Below are 20,522 nucleotides of genomic sequence, written 5' to 3' on the forward strand. Positions count from 1 at the left end.
GTACCGCAGCGGTACGACAAAACCAGTCAGACGCGCGGTTCGTAGCGAATGATCGGCTGGGTCGCCGCCAGCAGCGCCCGCATGTCGGACAAGTCCGGATCGACGGCCCTCAACGCCCGCGCCTGCACCAGGATGTTCCCCAGCGCGCCCGCCTCGACCGGCCCGGCCAGCACCGGCAGCTCGCAGGCGTCGGCCGTGAGCTGGCACAGCAGCGCGTTCAGCGACCCCCCGCCCACCATGTGCACGACCTCCACCGGCACCCCGGCCAGCCGGCGCGCGTCGTCGATCGCCCGCCGGTACGCCAGCGCCAAGGAGTCGAGGATGCACCGGGTCATCTCGACCGGCGTCGACGGCACCGGCTGGCCCGCGGCCTCGCAGGCGGCCGCGATCCGCCCCGGCATGTCCCCCGGCGCCAGGAACACCGGATCGGTCGCGTCGACGACGCTGCGCCGCGGCCGCGCGGCGGCGGCGCCGGACAGCAGCGTGCCGAGGGGCAGCGACCACTCCCGCATGCACTCCTGCAACAGCCACAACCCCATGACGTTGCGCAGGTACCGCACCGTCCCGTCCACCCCGAGCTCGTTCGTGAACCCCGCCTCGTACGACTCGCGCGTCACCACCGGCGCCGCCAGCTCCACGCCGACCAGCGACCAGGTCCCGCACGAGATGTACGCGAAGTGCCCGGCCCCCGGCACCCCGGCCACCGCGGACGCCGTGTCGTGCGACGCCACCACGGTGACCGGGGTACCCGAGCCCCGGATCACGCCCGCGGCGGTCCCGGGCGCGCGCAGCGGCGGGAACAGCGACTCCTCGACGCCCGCCAGCGCCAGCATCTCCGCCGACCACACGCCGCCGCCGGCCGCGAGCAGGCCGGTCGTCGAGGCGTTCGTGAGCTCGGTTCCGGCGGTGCCCGTCAGAAAGTACGAGAGCAGATCCGGAATCAGCAGCAGACTGCGGGCCGCGCCGAGCTGGGCGCTGCCCCGCGCCGCGACCAGCTGGAACAGCGTGTTGAACGGCAGCGTGGCGATCCCCGAGGCCCGGTAGAGCGCATAGCCGTCGAAGCGCGCGGCCACCCCGTCCGTGCGCGCGTCGCGGTAGTGGACGGGGTTGCCGAGCAGCGCGCCGTCGGCGTCGAGCAGGCCGTAGTCCACGGCCCACGAGTCGATGCCGACGGAGTCGACCGGGCCGGCGGCGCGCAGGCCGTCGAGGACGCCGCGGTACAGCGCCAGGATGTCCCAGTGCAGGGTCCCGTTCACGGACACCGGGTCGTTGGCGAAGCGCGCCACCTCGGCGAAGGTGATCGCCGTGGACGACACGTCCGCGACGATCACCCGCCCGTTGGAGGCCCCGAGGTCGACCGCCGCGATCCTCATCGCAGGAACGCCGCCGCGACGCCCGCGTCGACCGGAACGTGCACGCCCGTGGTCAGCGACAGCTCGCCCGCGGTCAGCGCGAACACGGCGTCGGCCACGTGCGCGGGCAGGACCTCGCGTTTGAGCAGGGTCCGCTGGGCGTAGAAGGCGCCCAGCTCCGACTCCGGCACCCCGTAGACCGCCGCCCGCTGCGCACCCCAGCCGGAGGCGAAGATCCCCGAGCCCCGGACCACCCCGTCGGGGTTGACGCCGTTGACGCGGATCCCGTACTCCCCCAGCTCCGCCGCCAGCAGCCGGACCTGGTGCGCCTGGTCGGCCTTGGTCGCTCCGTACGCGACGTTGTTCGGGCCGGCGAAGACCGCGTTCTTGCTCGCGATGTACACGATGTCCCCGCCCAGGCCCTGCTTGATCATGGCCCGGGCGGCCTCCCGCGCGACCAGGAACGAGCCGCGCGCCATGACGTCGTGCTGCAGGTCCCAGTCGGCCGCGGTGGTCTCCAGCAGCGGCTTGGACACGGACAGGCCGGCGTTGTTGACGACCAGGTCCACGCCGCCGAAGGCGAGCACGGCCGCGTCGACCGCCGCCCGTACCGCATCCTCGTCCGTCACGTCGACGGTGACCGGCACGGCCACGTCGCCGCCGCCGATCTCGGCCGCCACGGCCGCGGCGGTGGCAGCGTCCCGGTCGGCCACCACGACGCACGCGCCCTCGGCGGCCAGCCGCAGCGCGATGGCCCGCCCGATGCCGGAGCCGCCGCCGGTGACCAGCGCGATCCGGGTCGCGAGCGGCTTGGGCCGGGGCATCCGCTGGAGCTTGGCCTCTTCCAGCGCCCAGTACTCGATGCGGAACTTCTCCGCCTCGTCGATCGGCGCGTAGGTGGAGACGGACTCGGCCCCGCGCATCACGTTGATCGCGTTGACGTAGAACTCGCCGGCCACCCGGGCGGTCTGCTTGTTCGCGCCGAACGAGAACATCCCGACGCCGGGCACGAGCACGATCGCCGGGTCCGCGCCGCGCATCGCCGGCGAGTCGGGCGCGGCATGCCGGGCGTAGTACGCCGCGTAATCGTCGCGATACTGCGCGTGCAGCTCACGGATGCGCTCCTCCGGGCCGCCGCCCGGTTCGAGTACCATCGGACGCACCTTCGTCCGCAGGAAATGATCGGGGCACGAGGTTCCGAGCCCGGCCAGTCGCGGCATCTCGGCCGACCCCACGAACTCCAGCACCACGTCGTCGTCCCGGAAGTGGCCGACCTGCCGCCGGTCCGTGGACACGAGCCCCCGCAACAGGGGCATCAGCGCGGCAGCGATCGCCCGGCGATCCTCCAGCGGCGCCTGCACCCGGGCGCCGAAAGGTTCTGAGCGGCCTTTCGAAGCCAAAAATGCCGCAGCTGTACTGATCATGCTCAGCGAGTTCCGCTCGCACTCGTCCGACGTGGCGCCCCACGCGGTGATCCCGTGCCCGCCCAGGATCACGCCGATCGCCTGCGGGTTGGCGCGCTGGACGGCCGCGATGTCCAGGCCCAGCTGGAACCCGGGCCGCCGCCACGGGACCCACAGCACGCGGTCGCCGAAGCACTCCTTGGTGAGCGCGGGCCCGTCGGCCGCGGTGGCCAGGGCGATGCCGGCGTCGGGGTGCAGGTGGTCGACGTGCGGGGCGTCCACGAGCCCGTGCATCGCGGTGTCGATCGACGGCGCCGCGCCGCCCCGCCCGTGCAGGCAGTAGTCGAACGCGGCGACCATCTCGTCCTCGCGCTCGACGCCCGGGTACACGCCGGCCAGCGCGCGCAGCCGGTCGAGGCGCAGCACGGCGAGGCCGGCGGGCGTGAGCGTGCCCAGGTCGCCCCCGGATCCCTTGACCCACAACAGTTCCACCGGGCCGCCGGTGACCGGATCCTCGGCAACACCCTTGGCCGACGTGTTGCCGCCGGCGTAGTTCGTGTTGCGCGGATCGGCGCCCAGCCGGTTCGAGCGCGCGATCAGCTCGTCGGGTGTGCTCACGCGCCCCACCCGGCCTGGGCGCCGCCGACGCGCTCGGCGACGATCTTCTCCAGGTAGCCGGAGCGCTTGTACGCCCCGATCGGGTCCGGGTCCAGGCCCATGTCCTCGCGGATCGAGCGCAGCAGGGGCCGCACGTCGGTGTTGTACGCGTCCATGAGCACCTCGTTGGCCGCGAGCACGTCGCCGGTCTCCTGGGCCGCCCGCAGGGCCGCGTGGTCGACCAGCAGCGCCTTGGCCGTGGCCTCCTGCACGTTGAGCACCGAGCGGATCACGGCCTGGATCTTCGGCTCGATGTTGTGGCACTGGTCGAGCATGAACGCGATGCCCGGGGCGCTCACCGCGTCGGCCAGCACGATCTCGTGCATGATCCGGAACAGCTGGAACGGGTCGGCCGCGCCCACCATGAGGTCGTCGTCGGCGTAGAAGCGGGAGTTGAAGTCGAAGCCGCCGAGCCGCCCGGCCCGCAGCAGCTGGGCCACGATGAACTCGATGTTCGTGCCGGGCGCGTGGTGGCCGGTGTCGATGACCACCTGGGCCCGCTCGCCGAGCGCCAGGCAGTGCAGGTAGGCGGTGCCCCAGTCGGGCACGTCGGTCATGTAGAACGCCGGCTCGAACAGCTTGTACTCCAGCAGGATCCGCTGGTCCGGGCCGAGCCGGTCGTAGGTCTCGCGCAACGCGGCGGCGAGGCGGTCCTGCCGGGTGCGCACGTCGTCCTGGCCCGGGTAGTTGGTGCCGTCGGAGAACCACAGCTTCAGGTCCCGCGACCCGGTCAGGTCCATGATGTCGATGCACTCCAGCAGGTGCCCGATCGCCTTGCGCCGGATGCCCGGGTCGGGGTTGGTCACGCTGCCGAGCTTGTAGTCGTTGTCCTGGAACACGTTGACGTTGATGGTGCCGGCCCGCACGCCCAGCTCGGTCGCGTGCCGGGCCAGGTCGGCGTAGTCCTCGACGAGATCCCACGGGATGTGCAGGGCGACGCTGGGCGCGACGCCGGTGAAGCGGTGGACCTGGGCGGCGTCGGCGAGCTTCTCGTACGGGTCCCGGGGCACGCCCTCCTGCGGGAACACCTTGAACCGGGTGCCCGAGTTGCCGTACGCCCAGGACGCCGTCTCGATCCGCTGTTCGCGCAGCCGCGCCGCGACACGCGCCCGCGTCTCCGGGGCGAGCTCAGTCATTGCAATGCTCCAAGCTGGTGCTCCAGGTTGAACACCTCGTCGAGGACGACCAGATGCCGCCCGTGGGTGAAGAACTCCGCCATCTGCGCCTCCCAGCGCGCGGACACCGCGGTGGCGTCCATGGCGGCCTGCGCGGCGGCCAGATCGTCGGTCAGCAGCGTGCCGACGAGCAGGCCGTCGTCGCGCAGGAACAGCTGATAGTCGTGCCAGCCGGCGTCGCGGAGGGCGACGAGCATCTCCGGCCAGACCTGGGCATGGCGGCGCCGGTACTCTTCCAGCCGCTCGGGCTTGACCTGCAGCGTGAAGCAGATCCGGCGCACGCTCACACTCCTAGGGGTTGCAGCGGAAGGACTTTCGGGCACCGTTGACTACCGTTCGATGTCCTGAAAAGCAGTGGGGGAGCTCCGCTCCACCCACACCCCCTCAAGAGCAAAAACCGCAGCGGGGTTTACGGGCCTCAAAAGCAGGTCGCAACGGGGTTTGTTCGGGTCTTTGGGTCAGAAGTTGAATTGGTCGATGTTGTCGGCCTTGAAGGTGTACGGGTCGCCGAGGAGGACGGTGCCGTCCTTGCCGACGGTGAACTCGCCGAGCTTGCCGGCGGTGAACTTGTCGCCTTCCTTGCCCTTGATCAGGCCGGAGGCGAGGGCGGCGCCGCCCCAGGCGGCGAGGTAGCCCAGGTCGGCCGGGTTCCACAGGGCGAAGGCCTTGACGGTGCCGTCCTTGAGGTAGGCCTTCATCTGGTTCGGGGTGCCGAGGCCGGTGAGCTGGACCTTGCCCTTGTAGGTGGAGCCGGACAGGTAGCGGCCGGCGGCGGCGATGCCCACCGTGGTCGGGGCGATGATGCCCTTGAGGTTGGGGTGCTTGGCCAGCAGGCCCTGGGCCTCCTGGAAGGACTTCTGGTCGTCGTCGTCGCCGTAGACGGTGTCGACGAGCTTGAGCTTGCTGTTCTCGGGCTTGGCCAGCTCGGTCTTCATCTGCTCGATCCAGGCGTTCTGGTTCGTGGCGTTGGCGGTGGCCGAGAGGATCGCGATCTCGCCGCCGTCGGGGCCGATCGCGTCGGCGATGAGCTTGATCTGGATCTTCGCGATGCCCTCGCTGCTGGCCTGGTTGATGAACAGGTCGCGGCACTCGGGCTTGGTGTCGGAGTCGAAGGTGACGACCTTGGCGCCGTTCTGGCGGGCCTCGTTCAGCGCGCCGCAGATGGCGTCCTTGTCGTTGGCGGAGACCGCGATGACGTTCGTGCCCTGCTGCGACAGCGTGTTGATGTAGCTGACCTGGGCCGACGGGCTCGCCTCGGACGGGCCGGTCTCGCTGTAGGTGCCCTTGAACTCCTCGACGGCGACCTTGCCGCCCTTGTTGTCGGAGGTGTCGAAGTACGGGTTGTTGACCTGCTTGGGCAGGAACGCCACCTTGAGGCCGCTCTTGATGGTGCCGGAGCCGCCGCCGGCCGCGCCGCTGCTGTCGGTGGACGTGGAGGAGTCGTCCTCGGCGCAGGCCGCCATGCTGAACGCGAGCGCGGTCGCGACCACGGCCGCGAGGAGCTTGCTTCTCATGTGAATCCTTTCAACGGGGTGTCAGCTGTGCCGGGGTGTGCGTGCTGGGTGTTCAGGCGGGTCGCCGCCGCCGTAGGCGCTCGCGCGCCATGGCGACGACATTCGGTCCGACGACCGAGGCGATGAGCAGTGAACCGGTGACGATCGTGAGGGTGTTCTCGGGTACCGAGGCGAGCTGGAGGGTGTTGCGCAGGACGCAGATGAGCACGACCGCGCCGAGGACACCGAGCAGGCCGCCCCGGCCGCCGAAGATGGAGACGCCGCCGAGGAGCACCGCGGCGACCACGGCCAGTTCCAGGCCGTTGGCGTTGTCGGCGCGGGCGCTGGCGAAGCGGAACGTCCAGAACACCCCGGCGAGCGCGGACATGGTGCTGGTGGCGACGAACAGCCAGAACTTGGTGCGCCCGACGGCGACCCCGGCGAAGCGGGCCGCCTCGGCGTTGTTGCCCATCGCGTAGAGGCCGCGCCCGATCGGCGTGGCGTGCAGGACGACGGCGAACAGCACGGCCAGGACCGCCACCACGATGATGAACCAGGGAATGGTCAGGCCGGGGATCGGCTTGGTGGCGCCACTGGTCCAGCCGGTCGGGTAGTCGGAGATCGCCTTGTCGCCGAGCACGACATAGGCGAGTCCGCGGTACAACGCGAGGGTTCCGATCGTGACCGCGAGCGACGGCAGGCCGAAGACGGTGATGAACAGCCCGTTGACCGCGCCCAGCACGGCCCCGAGGACCAGGCTCAGCACCACGAGCACCGGCAGCGAGGTCACCCCGTGCGCCCACAGGCTGCCCATCACGGCGCACGTCAGCCCCATCACGCTGGCCACCGACAGGTCGATCTCGCCGGTGATGACGACCAGGGTCAGCGGCAGCGCCACGATCGCGATCGGGATGACCTCGAGCGTCACGAACCGCCAGAAGCGCGGCTCGCCGACGCCGGTGACCGTGGACGCGCCGACCGCGACGACGAGCACGAGGGCCAGCAGGACGATCAGGTCCCAGGACCCGATTCTGCGCACGATGCTCACTGGTGTACCCCTCGCTGCAGGCTCTTCGTGACTCGCACCGACAGCGCCCGGTCCAGGCCGATCGCCGCCAGGATCAGCGCGCCGACGGCGGCCCGCTGCCAGAACGGGGTGACCCCGAGCACCGGCAGCGCGCTGCCGATCGTGGTCAGCAGCATCGCGCCCAGCGCGGCGCCGTAGACCGAGCCGCTGCCGCCGAAGATGGCCACCCCGCCGACGACGACCGCGGCCACCACGTTGAGCTCCTGGCCGAGGCCGGCGTTGGCGTCGAGGGTGCCGAAGCGGGCCACGTACAGCACGCCGGCCAGGCCCGCGAGCGCCCCGCAGGTGACGAACGCGAAGAACACCCGGCGCCCGACCGCGATGCCGGACAGGCGCGCGGCGGCGGGGTCGGAGCCGATGGCGTACAGCTCGCGGCCGCTGCGGTACGAGCGCAGGTAGAACCCGGCGGCGAGGACGACGACGAGGGCGAAGAGCGTCAGCAGCGGTACGCCGAGGACGGTGCGCGTGCCCATGTGCAGGAACGCGACGGGGATGTCGGCGGCGTTGATCTGCTTGCCTGTGGCCCAGCGGTAGTCGATGCCGCGGAAGACGTACAGCGTGCCGAGCGTGACCACGAGCGCCGGCACCCGGGCGGCGGCGATGAGGGCGCCGTTGACCGCGCCGCACACCGCGCCGAGCGCCGCGCCCGCCACCAGCACCACCGGGATCGGCAGGCCGGGGTGGTTCAGGAACAGCGTGCCGGTGAGGAACGCCGACAGGCCGAGGACGGAGCCGACCGAGAGGTCGACGTTGCGCGTGATGACCACGATCGCCTGCCCGGTGGCCAGGATCGCCAGGATCGTGGCGCCGAGCAGGAGGTCCTTGACGCTCTGCTGGGACAGGAACCGCGGGTTGGTGATCGCGGTGATCCCGATCAGCAGCACCAGCGCGACCAGGATGCCGAGCTCGCGGACCAGGAACACGCGGTGCGTGAGTCGCGTGGCCCGGGCGGGGCGCGGCGGGGCGGGGGTCTGTACCGCTGTCATCGCGACTGCCCGGTGGCGGCCAGCATCACGGACTCCTCGTCGGCTCGGGTGCGGGGGATGTCGGCGGCGAGCCGCCCTTCGTGCATGACGAGGACCCGGTCGGCCATGCCCAGCACCTCGGGCAGCTCGCTGGAGACCATGAGCACCGCGACCCCCTCGCCGGCCAGCCGGCTGAGCAGGCGGTGGACCTCGGCCTTGGTACCGACGTCGATGCCCCGGGTCGGCTCGTCCACGATCAGCACGCGCGGCTCGGTGGCCAGCCACTTGGCCAGCACCACCTTCTGCTGGTTGCCGCCGGACAGGGTGGAGACCGGATCGCCGAGCCGGCGCGCCTTGACCTGCAACCGGTCGGCCCAGTCGCGGGCCGATCGCCGCTCGGCGCCGCCGGACAGCAGCCCCAGGCTCGCCAGCGACCAGCGCCGGGGCAGGGTCGCGTTGCGCTCGACCGACAGGTCCATGATCAGGCCCTGCTGGCGGCGGTCCTCCGGCACCAGGGCCAGCCCGGCCGCGATCGCCGCCGAGGTGTCGGCCCGGCGCAACGGCCTGCCGTCGACCAGGACCTCGCCCGAGTCGTACCGGTCCACCCCGAACACGGCCCGGATGACCTCCGAGCGCCCGGCCCCGACCAGCCCGGCCAGGGCCACAATCTCTCCACTGTGGACGGTGAAGGCGATGTCGTGGAACGCGCCGGCCCGGTTCAGCCCGCGCACCTCCAGCCGAGGTTCGCCGATGCTCGCCGGCTCCTTCGGGTACAGGTCGCCGACCTCCCGGCCGACCATGCGCCGCACCACGTCGGCCACGGTCAGCTCGGCGGCCGGGTCGGTGGACACCCACTGCCCGTCGCGCATGACCGTGATGCGCTGGCAGAGCGCGAAGACCTCGTCGAAGCGGTGCGAGATGAACAGGACGGCGGCGCCCGCGTCGCGCAGCGAGCGGGCGACGGTGAACAGCCGCTCCACCTCGACCCCGGACAGCGCCGCGGTCGGCTCGTCCATGACCAGGACCTTGGCGTCGAAGGACAGCGCCTTGGCGATCTCGACCAGCTGCTGGTCGGCGATGGACAGCCCGCGCGCGGGGCGGTCGGGGTCCATCTGCACGCCGAGGCGGGCGAACAGTTCGGTGGCGCGGGCGCGCATCGCGGCGGTGTCGATGCGCCGGCCGGACCTGAGCGGCTGGCGGCCCATGAAGATGTTCTCGGCCACCGACAGGTCGGGGAAGAGCGTCGGCTCCTGGTAGATGACGGCGATGCCGGCCGCGCGCGCGTCGGCGGGGTTGCCCAGCACCAGCGGCCCGCCGTCCATGGTGATCGTGCCGGCGTCGGGTTGATGCGCCCCGGCCAGGATCTTCACCAGCGTGGACTTGCCGGCGCCGTTCTCGCCGACGAGCGCGTGGGCCTCGCCGGCGCGCAGGTCGAGGCGCACGTCGCGGAGCGCCGCGACGGCTCCGAAGGACTTGCTGACACCCTCGAGAACGAGCACCGGGCCCCCTTCCGGGAGATTCTTGTGAAACGTTTCATCGATTGGTTAGAGTGACGGTAGAAGCCGAGCCTCGACCCCGTCAAGGGTTTCGATCGCGTTACCGATTTGATACACCGGACGCGGCGGCTGACCGCGCCCCCGGGGCTTGACACGTTTCAGGAGATCGATGACCACCACCGGCATCAAAGAGGTCGCCCGGCGTGCCGGTGTCTCCATCGGCACCGTCAGCAACGTCCTCAACCGCCCCGAGCTCGTCGCCACCACCACCCGCCAGCGCGTGCTCGACGCGATCGCCGAGCTCGGATACGTGCGCAACGACTCCGCCCGGCAGCTGCGGGCCGGGCAGAGCCGGCAGATCGCGCTCGTCGTGCTCGACGTGACCAACCCGTTCTTCACCGACGTGGTCCGGGGCGCGGAGGCCGCCGCCGAGGACCACGGCGTGATGGTCGTGGTCTGCAACAGCGGCGAGGACGCCCACCGCGAGCACCGCCACCTCGAACTGCTGGAGGAGCAGCGGGTGCGCGGGGTGCTCATCACGCCGGTCGACGAGGGTCCGAACTCCCGGCTGGAGCAGCTCATCCAGCGCGGCACCCCGGTCGTGCTCGTCGACCGCGGCACCGGCCGGCACAGCCGCTGCTCGGTCGCGGTCGACGACATCCTCGGCGGGCGGCTGGCCGGCACGCACCTCGCCGAGCAGGGCCACAAGCGGATCGCGTTCGTCGGCGGGCCGATGTCCATCGCGCAGGTCCAGGACCGCCACGCCGGCTTCGCCGAGGCCGTCGAGGGCCGGGCCGAGCTCGTCGTGGTGCCGACGCCGAACCTCACCGTCGCGTCGGGCCGGGCCGCCGCCACGCAGATCGCCTCCAGCCCCGCCGACGCCCGGCCGACCGCCGTGTTCTGCGCCAACGACCTGCTCGCGCTGGGCGTGCTGCAGGAGATGACGCTGCGTGGCCTGCGCGTGCCGCAGGACGTGGCGATCGTCGGCTACGACGACATCGAGTTCGCCGCGGCCGCCGCGGTGCCGTTAAGCTCGGTCCGGCAACCCCGCGAACAGCTCGGCCGCACGGCGGCAGCCCTGCTGCTCGAGGAGATCGAGGACGACGGGCGGCACGAACACCGCCACGTCGTCTTCCAGCCCGAGCTGATCGTCCGCGAGTCGAGCGCCCGCCCCCGCGGCCGCAAGAAAGGCCGGTGACGCCTCGTGCGCGTCGCGCTGTTCGTCCGCGAGCCGGGCGCCCGCCGCCGCGGCCGCCGAAAGGGCCGGTGACGCCCCAATGCGCGTCGCGCTGTTCGTCACGTGCCTCGCCGACGCCATGTTCCCGCAGGTCGGCCAGGCGACGGTGGCGCTGCTGGAGCGGCTCGGCCACGAGGTGGTGTTCCCCGAGGCCCAGACCTGCTGCGGGCAGATGCACGTCAACACCGGGTACCAGCGCCAGGCGGTCAAGCTCGTCGAGCATCACATGCGCACGTTCGAGCCGTATGACGCGATCGTCGCCCCGTCCGGCTCGTGCGTCGGCTCGGTGCGCCACCAGCACGCGGCCGTCGCCACGCGGGCCGGGAAGCATCAGCTCGCGGCCAGGGCCGGCGAGGTCGCCCAGCGCACCTATGAGCTGTCCGAGTTCCTGGTCGACGTGCTCGGCGTGACCGACGTCGGCGCGCGCTACCCGCACCGGGTCACGTACCACCCGACCTGCCACTCGCTGCGCATGCTGCGCGTCGGCGACCGGCCCCTGCGACTGTTGCGCGCGGTCGACGGCATCGACCTGGTCGAGCTGCCCGACGCCGAGCAGTGCTGCGGGTTCGGCGGTACGTTCGCGCTCAAGAACGCCGACACGTCGGCCGCGATGCTCGCCGACAAGCTGCGCAACGTGCTCTCCACGTCCCCCGACGTCGTCTCCGCGGGCGACTCGTCCTGCCTGATGCACATCGGCGGCGGGCTTTCGCGGCTGTCGACGGAGACTCGTCCGGTACACCTGGCGGAGATTCTGGCTTCGACATGACGACGTTTCTAGGAATGCCGCAGGTCGCCCCGCGCGGGGTCGGCCAGCTGCGCGGGGACGAGCCGTTCCCCGTCGCGGCCCGCCGGGAGCTGGGCAACGAACAGCTGCGGCGCAACCTCGGCCACGCGACCCGCACGATCCGGGCCAAGCGCGCCGCGGTCGTGGGCGAGGTGCCGGACTGGGAGCAGCTCCGGCTGGCCGGCGAGGCGCTCAAGGCCAACACCATGGCCCGCCTGCCCGAACTCCTCGCCCAGCTGGAGGAACGCGTCACGGCCCAGGGCGGCCACGTGCACTGGGCCCGCGACGCCAACGAGGCCAGCGCCATCGTCGCCGATCTGGTACGGGCAGCCGGCGCCGACGAGGTCGTGAAGGTCAAGTCGATGGCCACCCAGGAGATCGGGCTCAACGAGGCCCTGGAAGCGCAAGGGATCGCGGCCTGGGAAACCGACCTGGCCGAGCTCATCGTCCAGCTCGGCCACGACAAGCCCTCGCACATCCTGGTGCCGGCGATCCACCGCAACCGCACCGAGATCCGCGACATCTTCCTGCGTTCCATGCCATCGGTACCCGCCGACCTGACCGACGACCCCCGCCAGCTCGCCATGGCCGCGCGGGCCCACCTGCGCCGCAAGTTCCTGTCGGCGAAGGTCGCGGTGTCCGGCGCCAACTTCGCCGTCGCCGAGACCGGCACGCTCGCCGTGGTCGAGTCCGAGGGCAACGGCCGGATGTGCCTGACGCTGCCGCAGACCCTGATCACCGTCATGGGCGTCGAGAAGCTGGTGCCGACCTGGTCCGACCTGGAAGTGTTCCTGCAACTCCTGCCGCGCTCGTCGACCGGCGAGCGGATGAACCCGTACACGTCGCTGTGGACCGGCGTCACGCCCGGCGACGGCCCGCAGGACTTCCACCTGGTGCTGCTCGACAACGGCCGCACCGCCGTGCTCGCCGACGAGGTGGGCCGCTCGGCGCTGCACTGCATCCGCTGCTCCGCCTGCCTGAACGTGTGCCCGGTCTACGAGCGCACGGGCGGGCACGCGTACGGGTCGGTGTACCCGGGCCCGATCGGCGCCGTGCTCTCCCCGCAGCTGACCGGCGTCGAGGACAACGCCTCCCTGCCCTACGCCTCCAGCCTGTGCGGCGCCTGCTTCGACGCCTGCCCGGTCCGCATCGACATCCCCAGCCTCCTGGTCCACCTGCGCGCCCGGCACGTCGAGGAGCACCGCGGCCCGTCGGCCGAGGCGATCTCGATGGCCGCGGTCTCCTGGGTGATGGCGAACCCGGGCCGGTTCCGCGGCGGCGAACGGCTCATGCGCCTCGGCCGCCTGCTGGGCCGCAAGCGCGACCGGATCGGCGCCCTGCCCCCGCCGATGTCGGCGTGGACGGCGAGCCGCGACCTGCCCCGCCCGCCGGCCCAGACCTTCCGCGAATGGTGGCGCACGCGCAATGGCTGACGACGCCCGCTCGGTCATCCTGGCCCGGATCCGCTCCGCGCTCGGCTCCGCCCCGGTCGCCCCGCCGGTCCCGCGCGACTACCACCCGGCCGACCCTTCGCGGCTCGGCGATCTGGACCTGTTCGTCGACCGCCTGGAGGACTACAAGGCGACCGTCATCCAGACCACCGCGGCCGCCCTGGAGTCCGACCTTGCGACGGCGCTGGACGGCCTGACCCCGCTGATCGTGCCGCCCTCGCTGCCGTTCGCCGTGCCGGGGTCCACAGTGGACTCCCCCGATTTCTCCCCCACCGACCTCGACACGTTCGCCGGCGTCGTCACGTGCTGCGCGGCGGCGGTGGCGGAGACGGGAACGATCGCGCTGGACGGCTCCCCGGATCAGGGCCGGCGGGCCATCACGCTGGTGCCGGATCGCCACTTCTGCGTGGTGCGGGCCGATCAGGTGGTGGCTTCGGTCCCGGACCTCCTCGCCCGGTTGACGCCGACGCGGCCGCTCACGCTGATCAGCGGGCCGTCCGCCACGAGCGACATCGAACTCAACCGCGTCGAGGGCGTCCACGGCCCCCGCACACTGGTCGTACTCCTGGTGCGCTGAATCCGGCGGCCGAGATCGTGCAGGAGGGCGTCGAGCGTGTCGTCGTCGGCCCAGCCGTTCACGGACAGCACCCCATCCTCGCCGACCGTGATCTCCAGGCGGTCGGGGGCGGTCAGCGGCAGCCGGTCGCCGCGCTGGACGAACTCCTGATTCGTGGAGCCCGCCCAGGGCCGCTCGTGATCGACGAGTTCGGCGACGTACGGCCCGGCGATGAGCAGATCCGTCGCCTCCAGCAGCGCCGCGACGTCGTCTCGTCCACTGTGGACCGCTTCGTCCAACTGTGCCGTCGTGTAGCCGGAGAAGGTCATCACCGTGCGGCCGGCCTCGCGCACGCCGGCGGCGATCACGGCGAGCGGGGCGGCGTGGTCGAACGGTTCGCCGCCGAGCAGGGTCAGGCCGTCCGTGTCGGCGTCCAGGACCCGTTGCAGCACTTGCGCGGTCGGGGTCGGGGTGCCGCCGCGGAAGGTCCACAGGTGCGGGTTGAAGCAGCCTTGGCAGCGGATGGTGCAGCCCTGGACCCAGATGGCGGTGCGCTCCCCCGGGCCCTCGGCGACCGTGCGCTCCAGGAACCGGCCGACGACGAGGGTGTCCGCCGGGACGGCCTCAGAAATCGAGGACACGGCCGGGTCCCGGCTGCTGCTGTTGCGGCGCGCGCGGGCGTGGGGTGCAGGTCAGCACCGCGCGCAGCCGGGCGAACTCGTGGGGCGGCAGGGCGGCCGCGGCGGCGAACTCCTCGACGGACTGGAACCCGCCCCGCGCCTCCCGATCCGCCACGATTCGCTGCGCCCGTCCCAGATCGAACCGGGCGACCTCCGCGAGCTGCATCGGGGTCGCCGCATTGATGTCCACCGGCTGGACAGGAACCGGTGCCGGGGGTGCGTTGAAGACCGGCGGCGGGGCCAGTGGGGCGACCTCCGGCTCGAACCACGGCCGGTTCGCCGCCCGCCAGCGCAGCCACGAGCCGTTCAGGATCAGGGCGTGCACGATGCTCGCGAACCACAGGGCGAAATATGCCACCGCGATCGCCGAGCTCACCGAGGACTCGCGGGGCAGGCGGTTGATGGCGACGAGCCCGGCCCACGGCAGCACCAGGTATGCGATCCCCAGGCTCCACCACGCCGGCTTGCGCGCGGTGATGCCGACGTAGAGGAAGCCGGTCCCGCCGAGGCAGCCGACGCCGAGCACGACCAGCAGCACCCACCAGCTGTTGCGCAGCCGCCAGCCGAAGCTCGCCGGGTTAGAGGCCATCGTGCTGCTCCTGCCTGAGCGTGACGGTGTTGGTGGCATGAAAATCGCGCGTGTACTCGCTGTGCACCGTCTGCGCCGCCAGCAGATCCTCCAGCAGGGCGACGTAGTCCAGGCACTTCGAACCGGTGATGCCGTGAGTCTCGGCGGAGACCGTCCCGTCCTCGGCGACCGTGACGACGATGTGTTTCACGAGGACCGCTCCACCGCGAAGACCAGCCGCACCGCCCGGTCCGGCGTGACCGCGCGCGACTCCAGGCGCAGTCCGGCCGCCGGGGCGCGTTCGGTCAGGCGGGCGAGCACGGCCTGCTGGACCTGCCGGCCGTACGCGACGTCGAGCGCCCGCACGATGTCCACCGCCCGCGGCTCGTCGACGTCGCCGGTGAAGTGGGCGGTCCAGACCTGCTGCTCGTCGCGGACGAAGCGGGCCCGCACGCCCGCCCAGTCCGCGACGAGCCCGTCATGGCCGGGCGTCACGTCGGGCGTCACCGCCGCCCGGGTGTCCCGCAGCGCGGCGGCGAGCAGGCCCGCGTCGCGCATCCGGGTCTGGACCTGGCACACCGTGGCGTCGGTGCGGCCCTTCGTGAGGCCGGCGTGCGCGGCGGCCGCGGCGATCGCCAGGGGGAGCAGAATCAGGGAGACACTCATGTCAGACCTCGATCGTCCGGCCGTGCACACCGATCATCGGCATCGCGGCGGTCGGCGGCTCCTCGTCGGCGTCCCAGTCCTCGGGCGCCGTCGCCGCCACCGCACGGGTGCGCGCCCAGTCCCGCAGCGCGTCGAGCTTGGCGGATTGCGTGACACTGAGGGGTACCGTGGCGGAAACCGCACGCAGCAGGTCCTCCCGGCGCAGTGGACGCCGCTCGGAGAACGCGTCGAAGAGCGCCGCGATGACCGCCTGCTCGATCTCCGCCCCGGAGTAGCCGTTCGTCACCGTGCACAGCTCGCGCAGCAGCCCGTCGTCCACGTGCAGCGCGCCCTGCACCGCGGGGCGGGACAGGCGCCGGCGCAGGTGCACGCCCCAGATCGAGCCGCGCTCGGCCCGGCTGGGCAGGTCGACGAAGAAGATCTCGTCGAAGCGGCCCTTGCGCAGCAGCTCCGGCGGGAGCCGCTCGATGTCGTTGGCCGTCGCGATCACGAACACCGAGCCGGTCTTCTCCTGCATCCACGTCAGGAAGGTGCCGAAGACCCGGTTGCTCGTACCGCCGTCGTTGCTCCCGCTCGCGAAGCCCTTCTCGATCTCGTCGACCCACAGCACGCACGGCGCGCTGGCCTCGGCGGTGCGCAGCGCGGCCCGCATGTTCTGCTCGCTGGAGCCGATCAGCCCCGAGAACACCCGCCCGATGTCCAGGCGCAGCAACGGCAGCCCCCACCCGGCCGCGACGGCCTTCGCGGTAAGCGACTTGCCACAGCCCGGCACGCCGGTGATGAGCACACCCTTGGGGGCCGGCAGCCCATACTCGGCCGCCGCCGCCAGCCACGAGTTGTCCCGCTTGGCCAGCCACCGTTTCAGGTTCTCCAGCCCGCCGACCTGATCGAGCCGCACGTCGGCGTCGACATACTCGAGCACGCCGGCCTTGCGCACGGCCTGTCGTTTCTCCTCGTGTACCACGCCGAGGTCGTCCAGATCGAGCACGCCATCGTTCACCATGGCCCGGGCGAACGCGTTCTCGGCCTCGTTGAGGGTGAGCCCGGTCGCGGCCTTGGCGAACTTCTCCCGCCCCAGCGGGTCGAGCTCGATGCGAATCCGCCCGCCGGCCGCGTTCCCGGCGATCATCGCCTCCAGCACCCCGCGGATCTCGTCCTCGCTGGGCAGCGGAAAGTCGACGATCGTGACGTCCTTCTCCAGGTCGGCCGGAATCCGCAGCACGGGCGCGACAATGACCAGCGTCCGCGGCGCCGCCCCGGCCTTGAACGCCGCCGCGATGTCGCGCAACCGGCGCACCACGCTCGGCAGCACCGGCACGTCCCCGCCCAGCGAATTGTGCAGGTCGCGAAAGACGAACAGGCCGGGCTGCTGAATCCGCAGCACCGCATCGAGCGCGTTGTCCGGTTCCGTCGTGTACTGCGTGGCCGCCCCGTCCGGCTGCAACAGTCCACTGGTCGCCGACCACGTCCACACCGGCCGGGGCGTGCGCACCAGCCCGGCATCGGCCGCGACCGCCGCGAGCTCGGAGAGCACGCGGTGCTCCTCGTAGGACTCGACGTACAGGACCGGGAATCTGGCCTTGAGCAGTTGTGCCAGATCGTGGCGGAAACCGGTCACTGCGCTGTCCTCTCCTTACCCGCGGGGCTTGTCGAACGACAGTAACCGCGGCAGGGAGATCAGAAGAGTCCGCTGGTTGCCGCCAGAGCTGTCAGAAACGCGCCACCGGCGAGCACGGTCATGGCCCAGGCCTGCACCCGCAACGCCCGCCGGAACCCCTCCCGCTCAGCGGGCAGCGCGAACACCCGCTTCGGCCAGTGCCGCCAGCTGACATGCGCGAAAATCCCGGCGGCTACGAGGTACAACGGCAGCACGTAATAGATTTTCGCCAGCGTCGCGGTGACCAGCAGCCCCACGATCAGCGGCGCCACCTTCCACCGGTTCCCGTGCGCCATGACGAGCAGGAAGTCCTCGAGCTGGTCGTCGTCCCGGAAAAACCGGGCGGCCTTGGGTTGTACGACGAGCAGGCTGTAGCCCATCGCCCCGGCCCAGGCAGCGGCGAGGGCCAGGAACACGAACGTGAATCCTTCTGTCACGCGCTCATTTTGCTCGATACGCCCAGTGCCAGGGCTCCCGCGGCGTGGTTTCGGCGAACCCGAACCGGCCGGCGTTCTGGCGCATCCACGCCTGGGCCTTGCCGTCCAGGTCGAGGTCGACGGCCAGGCCCCAGCCGTGGTCGCTGGTCCCGGGCTTGGCCGCGAGGCCGCCCTGCGAGTAGAGGCCCTTACGCTTGGCCAGGTCGACCTGCTCGGCGTACGGGCGGTAGGAGTCGGTGATCCCGATATTGATCCCCTGGCTCCTGGCCGCGCGCATGAGCGCTTCGAGGCTGGTGGCGGCGGGCCCCCACAGCTCGTGGCCGGTGCTGCCGACCTTGTGCAGCGCGGCTTCGGGCACGCGGCCGTTGCCGTACTTGCTCAGCTCAACCGGAACGCCCTCGGGGGTGCGCGCGGTCTTGAGCGTGGTGTCCAGGGCCTGCTGGAACGACTCGGCGCCGTCCGCCGCGCTGGTGGGGGGCGGGCGGAACGCGTTGATCTGGCTGCGGATCTCCGCCATGCGGGTCGCGATGCCGGCTATGCCTGTGGCCTCCACATCGCAACCATCGGCCACCCGAACGGCAACCTTTGCAATTCGGCGACGCCCCGAATGCCGGCGGCGCGCCCACCCCACAACAGGGAAGCGCGCCGCCGGCAAGCGGAAGGTCAGGCGGCAGGGGCAGAGGGCGTCCGGCGGTACGCCAGAATGCCCACCACCAGGCCCGCCAGGCCCAGCACCAGCCCCGCGATACCGAGGCCGATCGCCGTGCCGTTCGAGGATGACGAGGTGTCCGACGAGTCGGCGGCGACGGTCGGGCCGGCCGTGGCGGTCGTCGCGGCGGCCGCGGTGTCCGACTTCTTCGAGAGCTTCAGCACCGGTGCCGGGTGTTCGGCCTCCGCGCCGGCGGCCGGTTCGTCGATCCAGCGGACAACCTCGCCGCTGGAGTAGGTCTGCAGGGCCTTGAAGACGATCTGGTCGGCCTGGGGCAGGGGGCCCAGCGAGACGTCGAACTCCTGGAACTGGTGGGGCTTGATGCCGGAGTTCGCGTCCGCGGTCCAGGTGATCTTCGAGACGGCCTCGGTGAGCTCGCCGTCGTTGGTCTTGATGGGGGTGGTCAGTTTGGACGTTTCCGTCACTGCCGTCCAGCCTTGGACCGGCTTGAGGGAGACCGACGCGATGGGTTTGTCGGTCGGGATGGCGATCTCGACCTTGGTGGTGCTGGCGTCGTCGCGCTCGGTCGGCACGCGGAAGGTCACCTTGGTGTAGCCGCCCTGGACGGCGGTGTTCGGGTTGACCGTGACGTGCGCCGAGGCGACGGCGGGAAGAACGAGCGCGGCGGTGGCGGCCGCCGCGGCGGCGACGGCGGCGCGGACCACGTGGGTCAGGCGCATGACGGGGAGATCCTCTCGTGGGGATGCGTATCCGCGGATAGTCGGACCGCATCCCCCGAAAGTTCCCTACAAGTCGGACGGGTCCGCGTACGCGGTGCCCAGGGCGGTGACGGCGAACAGGCCGACCGCCAGCACGTGGACGCCGGTGCACCAGAGGCAGATGGCGTCCAGGGTGAAGAACTCGGCGAAGACGAGATAGAAGACGAACAGCACGCCGATCGATGCCATGGCCAGCCGGCCGTACCGGATGGCGGGCAGTTTGGAGCGCCACAGCGGGGCGGGTGACAGGGCGAGCATGACCACGAAGTAGACGAGGCCGAGCACCGCCACGGGGATGCCGAACACGGCCGACTGCTCCGAGGTGGTGACCTTCACGCAGTTCAGGGCGCCGGTCTCGGGGCAGGCGAGGGTGGTGGAGGCGGTGAAGTGCTCAATCGTGAGGTACACCGAAACGGCGAGACCGAGCACGGACATGACCAGCGAGGCCAGTGGGACCCACGGCTGGACCAGGGTGCGGTCGAGCTCGACTTCACTGGCCGACATTGGCGAACTCCCCCTGGTAGGCCTTGACGGCGGCGCTGGTGCACACGTCGCCGGGCTGGCCGCCGGTGATCTTGCACAGCAGGGCGGTCATGGCGTTGGCGCTGCCGTCGACGGCGCGGCCGAGCTGGCTGTTCGGGTCCTTGATGGCGTCGACGACCTGCTGGTGGGTGTGGTCGGCGAGCAGCTGCGGGCTGAACGAGGCGCCGGCCTGCAGGGCCTTGTTGGCGAAGTCGATGAACGGGATCGCGCCCGCGGAGTCGGCCGGCACGTACGGGGCGGCGTTGTACTTCTGCAGCACCTGCTGCTGGGCCGGGGTGAGCTGGTCCAGCGGCGCGTACTGGCCGTTGACCCGCTTGTTCGTGGTCGTCTCGACGCCCTGGAAGGACAGGTACTGGCTGGTGTACGTCGAGCCGTGGAACGAGACCGTCGGCGTGTTCGGGTAGGTGTCGTCGGCCGCCGACGTGGTGAGCGACAGGCCGGTGAAGGTGCCGAACCGCGACAGGGCGATGACGACGGGCCAGCGCTGGGCGGCGCAGAACGGGCAGTACTCGGCGCCGACGTAGAGGATGAGCGGCTTGCCGCCGTCGGTCAGGGCCGGCTGGCCGGTCAGCGCGCTCGGCAGGGTCGGCTTGGTGCCCGCCGCGACCGTGTCGAGCGTGGTGGCCGGGACCGACGTCAGGCCGGTGATGACCGCCTCGGCGGCGGCGCCGGACGGCAGGGCACTGGGCTCCTCGCCGCCGCCCCCGCCGGCCGCGGTGCCGAGCTTGACCAGCCCCATCACCACGAAGACCAGCAATACGGCGCCGATCGCGGAGTACGCGATCCGCATCCGGCCGCGCCGGGCCGTCGCCCGTTCCTGGATCATGCGCATGCGTCGCGCGTAGTCGCGCGAGTCGCGCTGCCGTTTCGACACCCGGCCAACCTCC

21 protein-coding genes and 1 pseudogene are annotated in these 20,522 nt (G+C 71.6%); 4 read left to right on the plus strand and 18 right to left on the minus strand.

The genetic code is table 11. From position 1 onward, the window contains the following. Positions 1–26: 26 nt before the first annotated feature. From ACQP00_RS43170 to ACQP00_RS43205, 8 genes are all read right to left on the minus strand, one after another. Positions 27–1,373 (minus strand): rhamnulokinase, encoded by a 1,347-nt coding sequence (locus tag ACQP00_RS43170; RefSeq protein WP_433208384.1) that lies wholly within the window; start codon positions 1,371–1,373, stop codon positions 27–29. After that, a complete protein-coding gene (locus ACQP00_RS43175; RefSeq protein ID WP_433208387.1) occupies positions 1,370–3,373 on the minus strand; it encodes a bifunctional aldolase/short-chain dehydrogenase in 2,004 nt (667 codons plus the stop codon). Before ACQP00_RS43175 ends, ACQP00_RS43170 begins: the two co-directional genes overlap by 4 nt. Next, complete coding sequence (gene rhaI, locus ACQP00_RS43180; RefSeq protein WP_433208390.1) at positions 3,370–4,548, minus strand: L-rhamnose isomerase; 1,179 nt, start codon at positions 4,546–4,548, stop codon at positions 3,370–3,372. The genes ACQP00_RS43175 and rhaI overlap by 4 nt, the downstream gene beginning before the upstream one ends. Then, complete coding sequence (locus ACQP00_RS43185) at positions 4,545–4,868, minus strand: L-rhamnose mutarotase (RefSeq protein WP_433208393.1); 324 nt, start codon at positions 4,866–4,868, stop codon at positions 4,545–4,547. The genes rhaI and ACQP00_RS43185 overlap by 4 nt, the downstream gene beginning before the upstream one ends. Before the next feature lie 177 nt (positions 4,869–5,045). Beyond that, positions 5,046–6,101 (minus strand): rhamnose ABC transporter substrate-binding protein, encoded by a 1,056-nt coding sequence (gene rhaS, locus ACQP00_RS43190; RefSeq protein WP_433208396.1) that lies wholly within the window; start codon positions 6,099–6,101, stop codon positions 5,046–5,048. A gap of 52 nt (positions 6,102–6,153) precedes the next feature. After that, complete coding sequence (locus tag ACQP00_RS43195) at positions 6,154–7,119, minus strand: ABC transporter permease (protein WP_433208399.1); 966 nt, start codon at positions 7,117–7,119, stop codon at positions 6,154–6,156. Positions 7,120–7,124: 5 nt separating this feature from the next. After that, the gene (locus ACQP00_RS43200; protein WP_433208402.1) at positions 7,125–8,153 is read right to left on the minus strand and encodes an ABC transporter permease; all 1,029 of its coding nucleotides are present in this window, start codon (positions 8,151–8,153) and stop codon (positions 7,125–7,127) included. Next, positions 8,150–9,631, minus strand: coding sequence for a sugar ABC transporter ATP-binding protein (locus tag ACQP00_RS43205; RefSeq protein ID WP_433208405.1), 1,482 nt, complete (start codon positions 9,629–9,631; stop codon positions 8,150–8,152). Before ACQP00_RS43205 ends, ACQP00_RS43200 begins: the two co-directional genes overlap by 4 nt. 166 nt (positions 9,632–9,797) lie before the next feature. Between ACQP00_RS43205 and ACQP00_RS43210 the strand changes: the two genes are divergently transcribed. The 4 genes from ACQP00_RS43210 to ACQP00_RS43225 all read left to right on the plus strand — a co-directional run bounded on the left by ACQP00_RS43210 (position 9,798) and on the right by ACQP00_RS43225 (position 13,677). Next, the gene (locus tag ACQP00_RS43210) at positions 9,798–10,826 is read left to right on the plus strand and encodes a LacI family DNA-binding transcriptional regulator (RefSeq protein WP_433208408.1); all 1,029 of its coding nucleotides are present in this window, start codon (positions 9,798–9,800) and stop codon (positions 10,824–10,826) included. A gap of 79 nt (positions 10,827–10,905) precedes the next feature. Next, complete coding sequence (locus tag ACQP00_RS43215) at positions 10,906–11,631, plus strand: (Fe-S)-binding protein (RefSeq protein WP_433208411.1); 726 nt, start codon at positions 10,906–10,908, stop codon at positions 11,629–11,631. After that, positions 11,628–13,082, plus strand: coding sequence for a LutB/LldF family L-lactate oxidation iron-sulfur protein (locus tag ACQP00_RS43220; protein ID WP_433208414.1), 1,455 nt, complete (start codon positions 11,628–11,630; stop codon positions 13,080–13,082). The genes ACQP00_RS43215 and ACQP00_RS43220 overlap by 4 nt, the downstream gene beginning before the upstream one ends. Beyond that, positions 13,075–13,677, plus strand: coding sequence for a LutC/YkgG family protein (locus tag ACQP00_RS43225; RefSeq protein WP_433208417.1), 603 nt, complete (start codon positions 13,075–13,077; stop codon positions 13,675–13,677). Before ACQP00_RS43220 ends, ACQP00_RS43225 begins: the two co-directional genes overlap by 8 nt. A 203-nt stretch (positions 13,678–13,880) precedes the next feature. Here ACQP00_RS43225 and ACQP00_RS43230 read toward each other — a convergent pair. The 10 genes and pseudogenes from ACQP00_RS43230 to ACQP00_RS43275 all read right to left on the minus strand — a co-directional run. Continuing rightward, a pseudogene (locus ACQP00_RS43230) lies at positions 13,881–14,297 on the minus strand (4Fe-4S single cluster domain-containing protein); the annotation flags it as partial. Continuing rightward, positions 14,281–14,925, minus strand: coding sequence for a ComEA family DNA-binding protein (locus ACQP00_RS43235; RefSeq protein ID WP_433208420.1), 645 nt, complete (start codon positions 14,923–14,925; stop codon positions 14,281–14,283). The gene ACQP00_RS43235 and the pseudogene ACQP00_RS43230, both read right to left, overlap by 17 nt. Next, positions 14,915–15,115 (minus strand): DUF2997 domain-containing protein, encoded by a 201-nt coding sequence (locus ACQP00_RS43240; protein ID WP_433208423.1) that lies wholly within the window; start codon positions 15,113–15,115, stop codon positions 14,915–14,917. The genes ACQP00_RS43235 and ACQP00_RS43240 overlap by 11 nt, the downstream gene beginning before the upstream one ends. Next, complete coding sequence (locus ACQP00_RS43245; RefSeq protein WP_433208426.1) at positions 15,112–15,570, minus strand: hypothetical protein; 459 nt, start codon at positions 15,568–15,570, stop codon at positions 15,112–15,114. The genes ACQP00_RS43240 and ACQP00_RS43245 overlap by 4 nt, the downstream gene beginning before the upstream one ends. Before the next feature lies 1 nt (position 15,571). Continuing rightward, entirely contained in the window at positions 15,572–17,188 is a 1,617-nt protein-coding gene (locus tag ACQP00_RS43250) for an AAA family ATPase (protein ID WP_433208429.1), read from the minus strand. Between the two features lie 59 nt (positions 17,189–17,247). Then, positions 17,248–17,664, minus strand: coding sequence for a hypothetical protein (locus ACQP00_RS43255; protein ID WP_433208432.1), 417 nt, complete (start codon positions 17,662–17,664; stop codon positions 17,248–17,250). Positions 17,665–17,668: 4 nt separating this feature from the next. Next, positions 17,669–18,217: a M15 family metallopeptidase gene (locus ACQP00_RS43260; RefSeq protein ID WP_433208434.1), complete on the minus strand. Its 549-nt coding sequence runs from the start codon at positions 18,215–18,217 to the stop codon at positions 17,669–17,671. Between the two features lie 110 nt (positions 18,218–18,327). Then, entirely contained in the window at positions 18,328–19,053 is a 726-nt protein-coding gene (locus ACQP00_RS43265; RefSeq protein WP_433208437.1) for a YcnI family protein, read from the minus strand. A gap of 66 nt (positions 19,054–19,119) precedes the next feature. After that, positions 19,120–19,596 (minus strand): vitamin K epoxide reductase family protein, encoded by a 477-nt coding sequence (locus ACQP00_RS43270; RefSeq protein ID WP_433208440.1) that lies wholly within the window; start codon positions 19,594–19,596, stop codon positions 19,120–19,122. Continuing rightward, a complete protein-coding gene (locus ACQP00_RS43275; protein ID WP_433208443.1) occupies positions 19,583–20,509 on the minus strand; it encodes a DUF929 family protein in 927 nt (308 codons plus the stop codon). Before ACQP00_RS43275 ends, ACQP00_RS43270 begins: the two co-directional genes overlap by 14 nt. Positions 20,510–20,522: the final 13 nt, after the last annotated feature.

Source organism: Dactylosporangium sp. CS-047395 (assembly GCF_050942185.1).
Taxonomy (GTDB): Bacteria; Actinomycetota; Actinomycetes; order Mycobacteriales; family Micromonosporaceae; genus Dactylosporangium.

What these genes read in the sequence shown, in the direction of transcription:
- ACQP00_RS43170 (WP_433208384.1), bottom strand. Translation starts at nt 1,373, where the DNA reads ATGAGGATCGCGGCGGTCGACCTCGGGGCCTCCAACGGGCGGGTGATC.
- rhaI (WP_433208390.1), bottom strand. Translation starts at nt 4,548, where the DNA reads ATGACTGAGCTCGCCCCGGAGACGCGGGCGCGTGTCGCGGCGCGGCTG.
- rhaS (WP_433208396.1), bottom strand. Translation starts at nt 6,101, where the DNA reads ATGAGAAGCAAGCTCCTCGCGGCCGTGGTCGCGACCGCGCTCGCGTTC.
- ACQP00_RS43200 (WP_433208402.1), bottom strand. Translation starts at nt 8,153, where the DNA reads ATGACAGCGGTACAGACCCCCGCCCCGCCGCGCCCCGCCCGGGCCACG.
- ACQP00_RS43210 (WP_433208408.1), top strand. Translation starts at nt 9,798, where the DNA reads ATGACCACCACCGGCATCAAAGAGGTCGCCCGGCGTGCCGGTGTCTCC.
- ACQP00_RS43215 (WP_433208411.1), top strand. Translation starts at nt 10,906, where the DNA reads ATGCGCGTCGCGCTGTTCGTCACGTGCCTCGCCGACGCCATGTTCCCG.
- ACQP00_RS43220 (WP_433208414.1), top strand. Translation starts at nt 11,628, where the DNA reads ATGACGACGTTTCTAGGAATGCCGCAGGTCGCCCCGCGCGGGGTCGGC.
- ACQP00_RS43225 (WP_433208417.1), top strand. Translation starts at nt 13,075, where the DNA reads ATGGCTGACGACGCCCGCTCGGTCATCCTGGCCCGGATCCGCTCCGCG.
- ACQP00_RS43235 (WP_433208420.1), bottom strand. Translation starts at nt 14,925, where the DNA reads ATGGCCTCTAACCCGGCGAGCTTCGGCTGGCGGCTGCGCAACAGCTGG.
- ACQP00_RS43245 (WP_433208426.1), bottom strand. Translation starts at nt 15,570, where the DNA reads ATGAGTGTCTCCCTGATTCTGCTCCCCCTGGCGATCGCCGCGGCCGCC.
- ACQP00_RS43265 (WP_433208437.1), bottom strand. Translation starts at nt 19,053, where the DNA reads ATGCGCCTGACCCACGTGGTCCGCGCCGCCGTCGCCGCCGCGGCGGCC.
- ACQP00_RS43270 (WP_433208440.1), bottom strand. Translation starts at nt 19,596, where the DNA reads ATGTCGGCCAGTGAAGTCGAGCTCGACCGCACCCTGGTCCAGCCGTGG.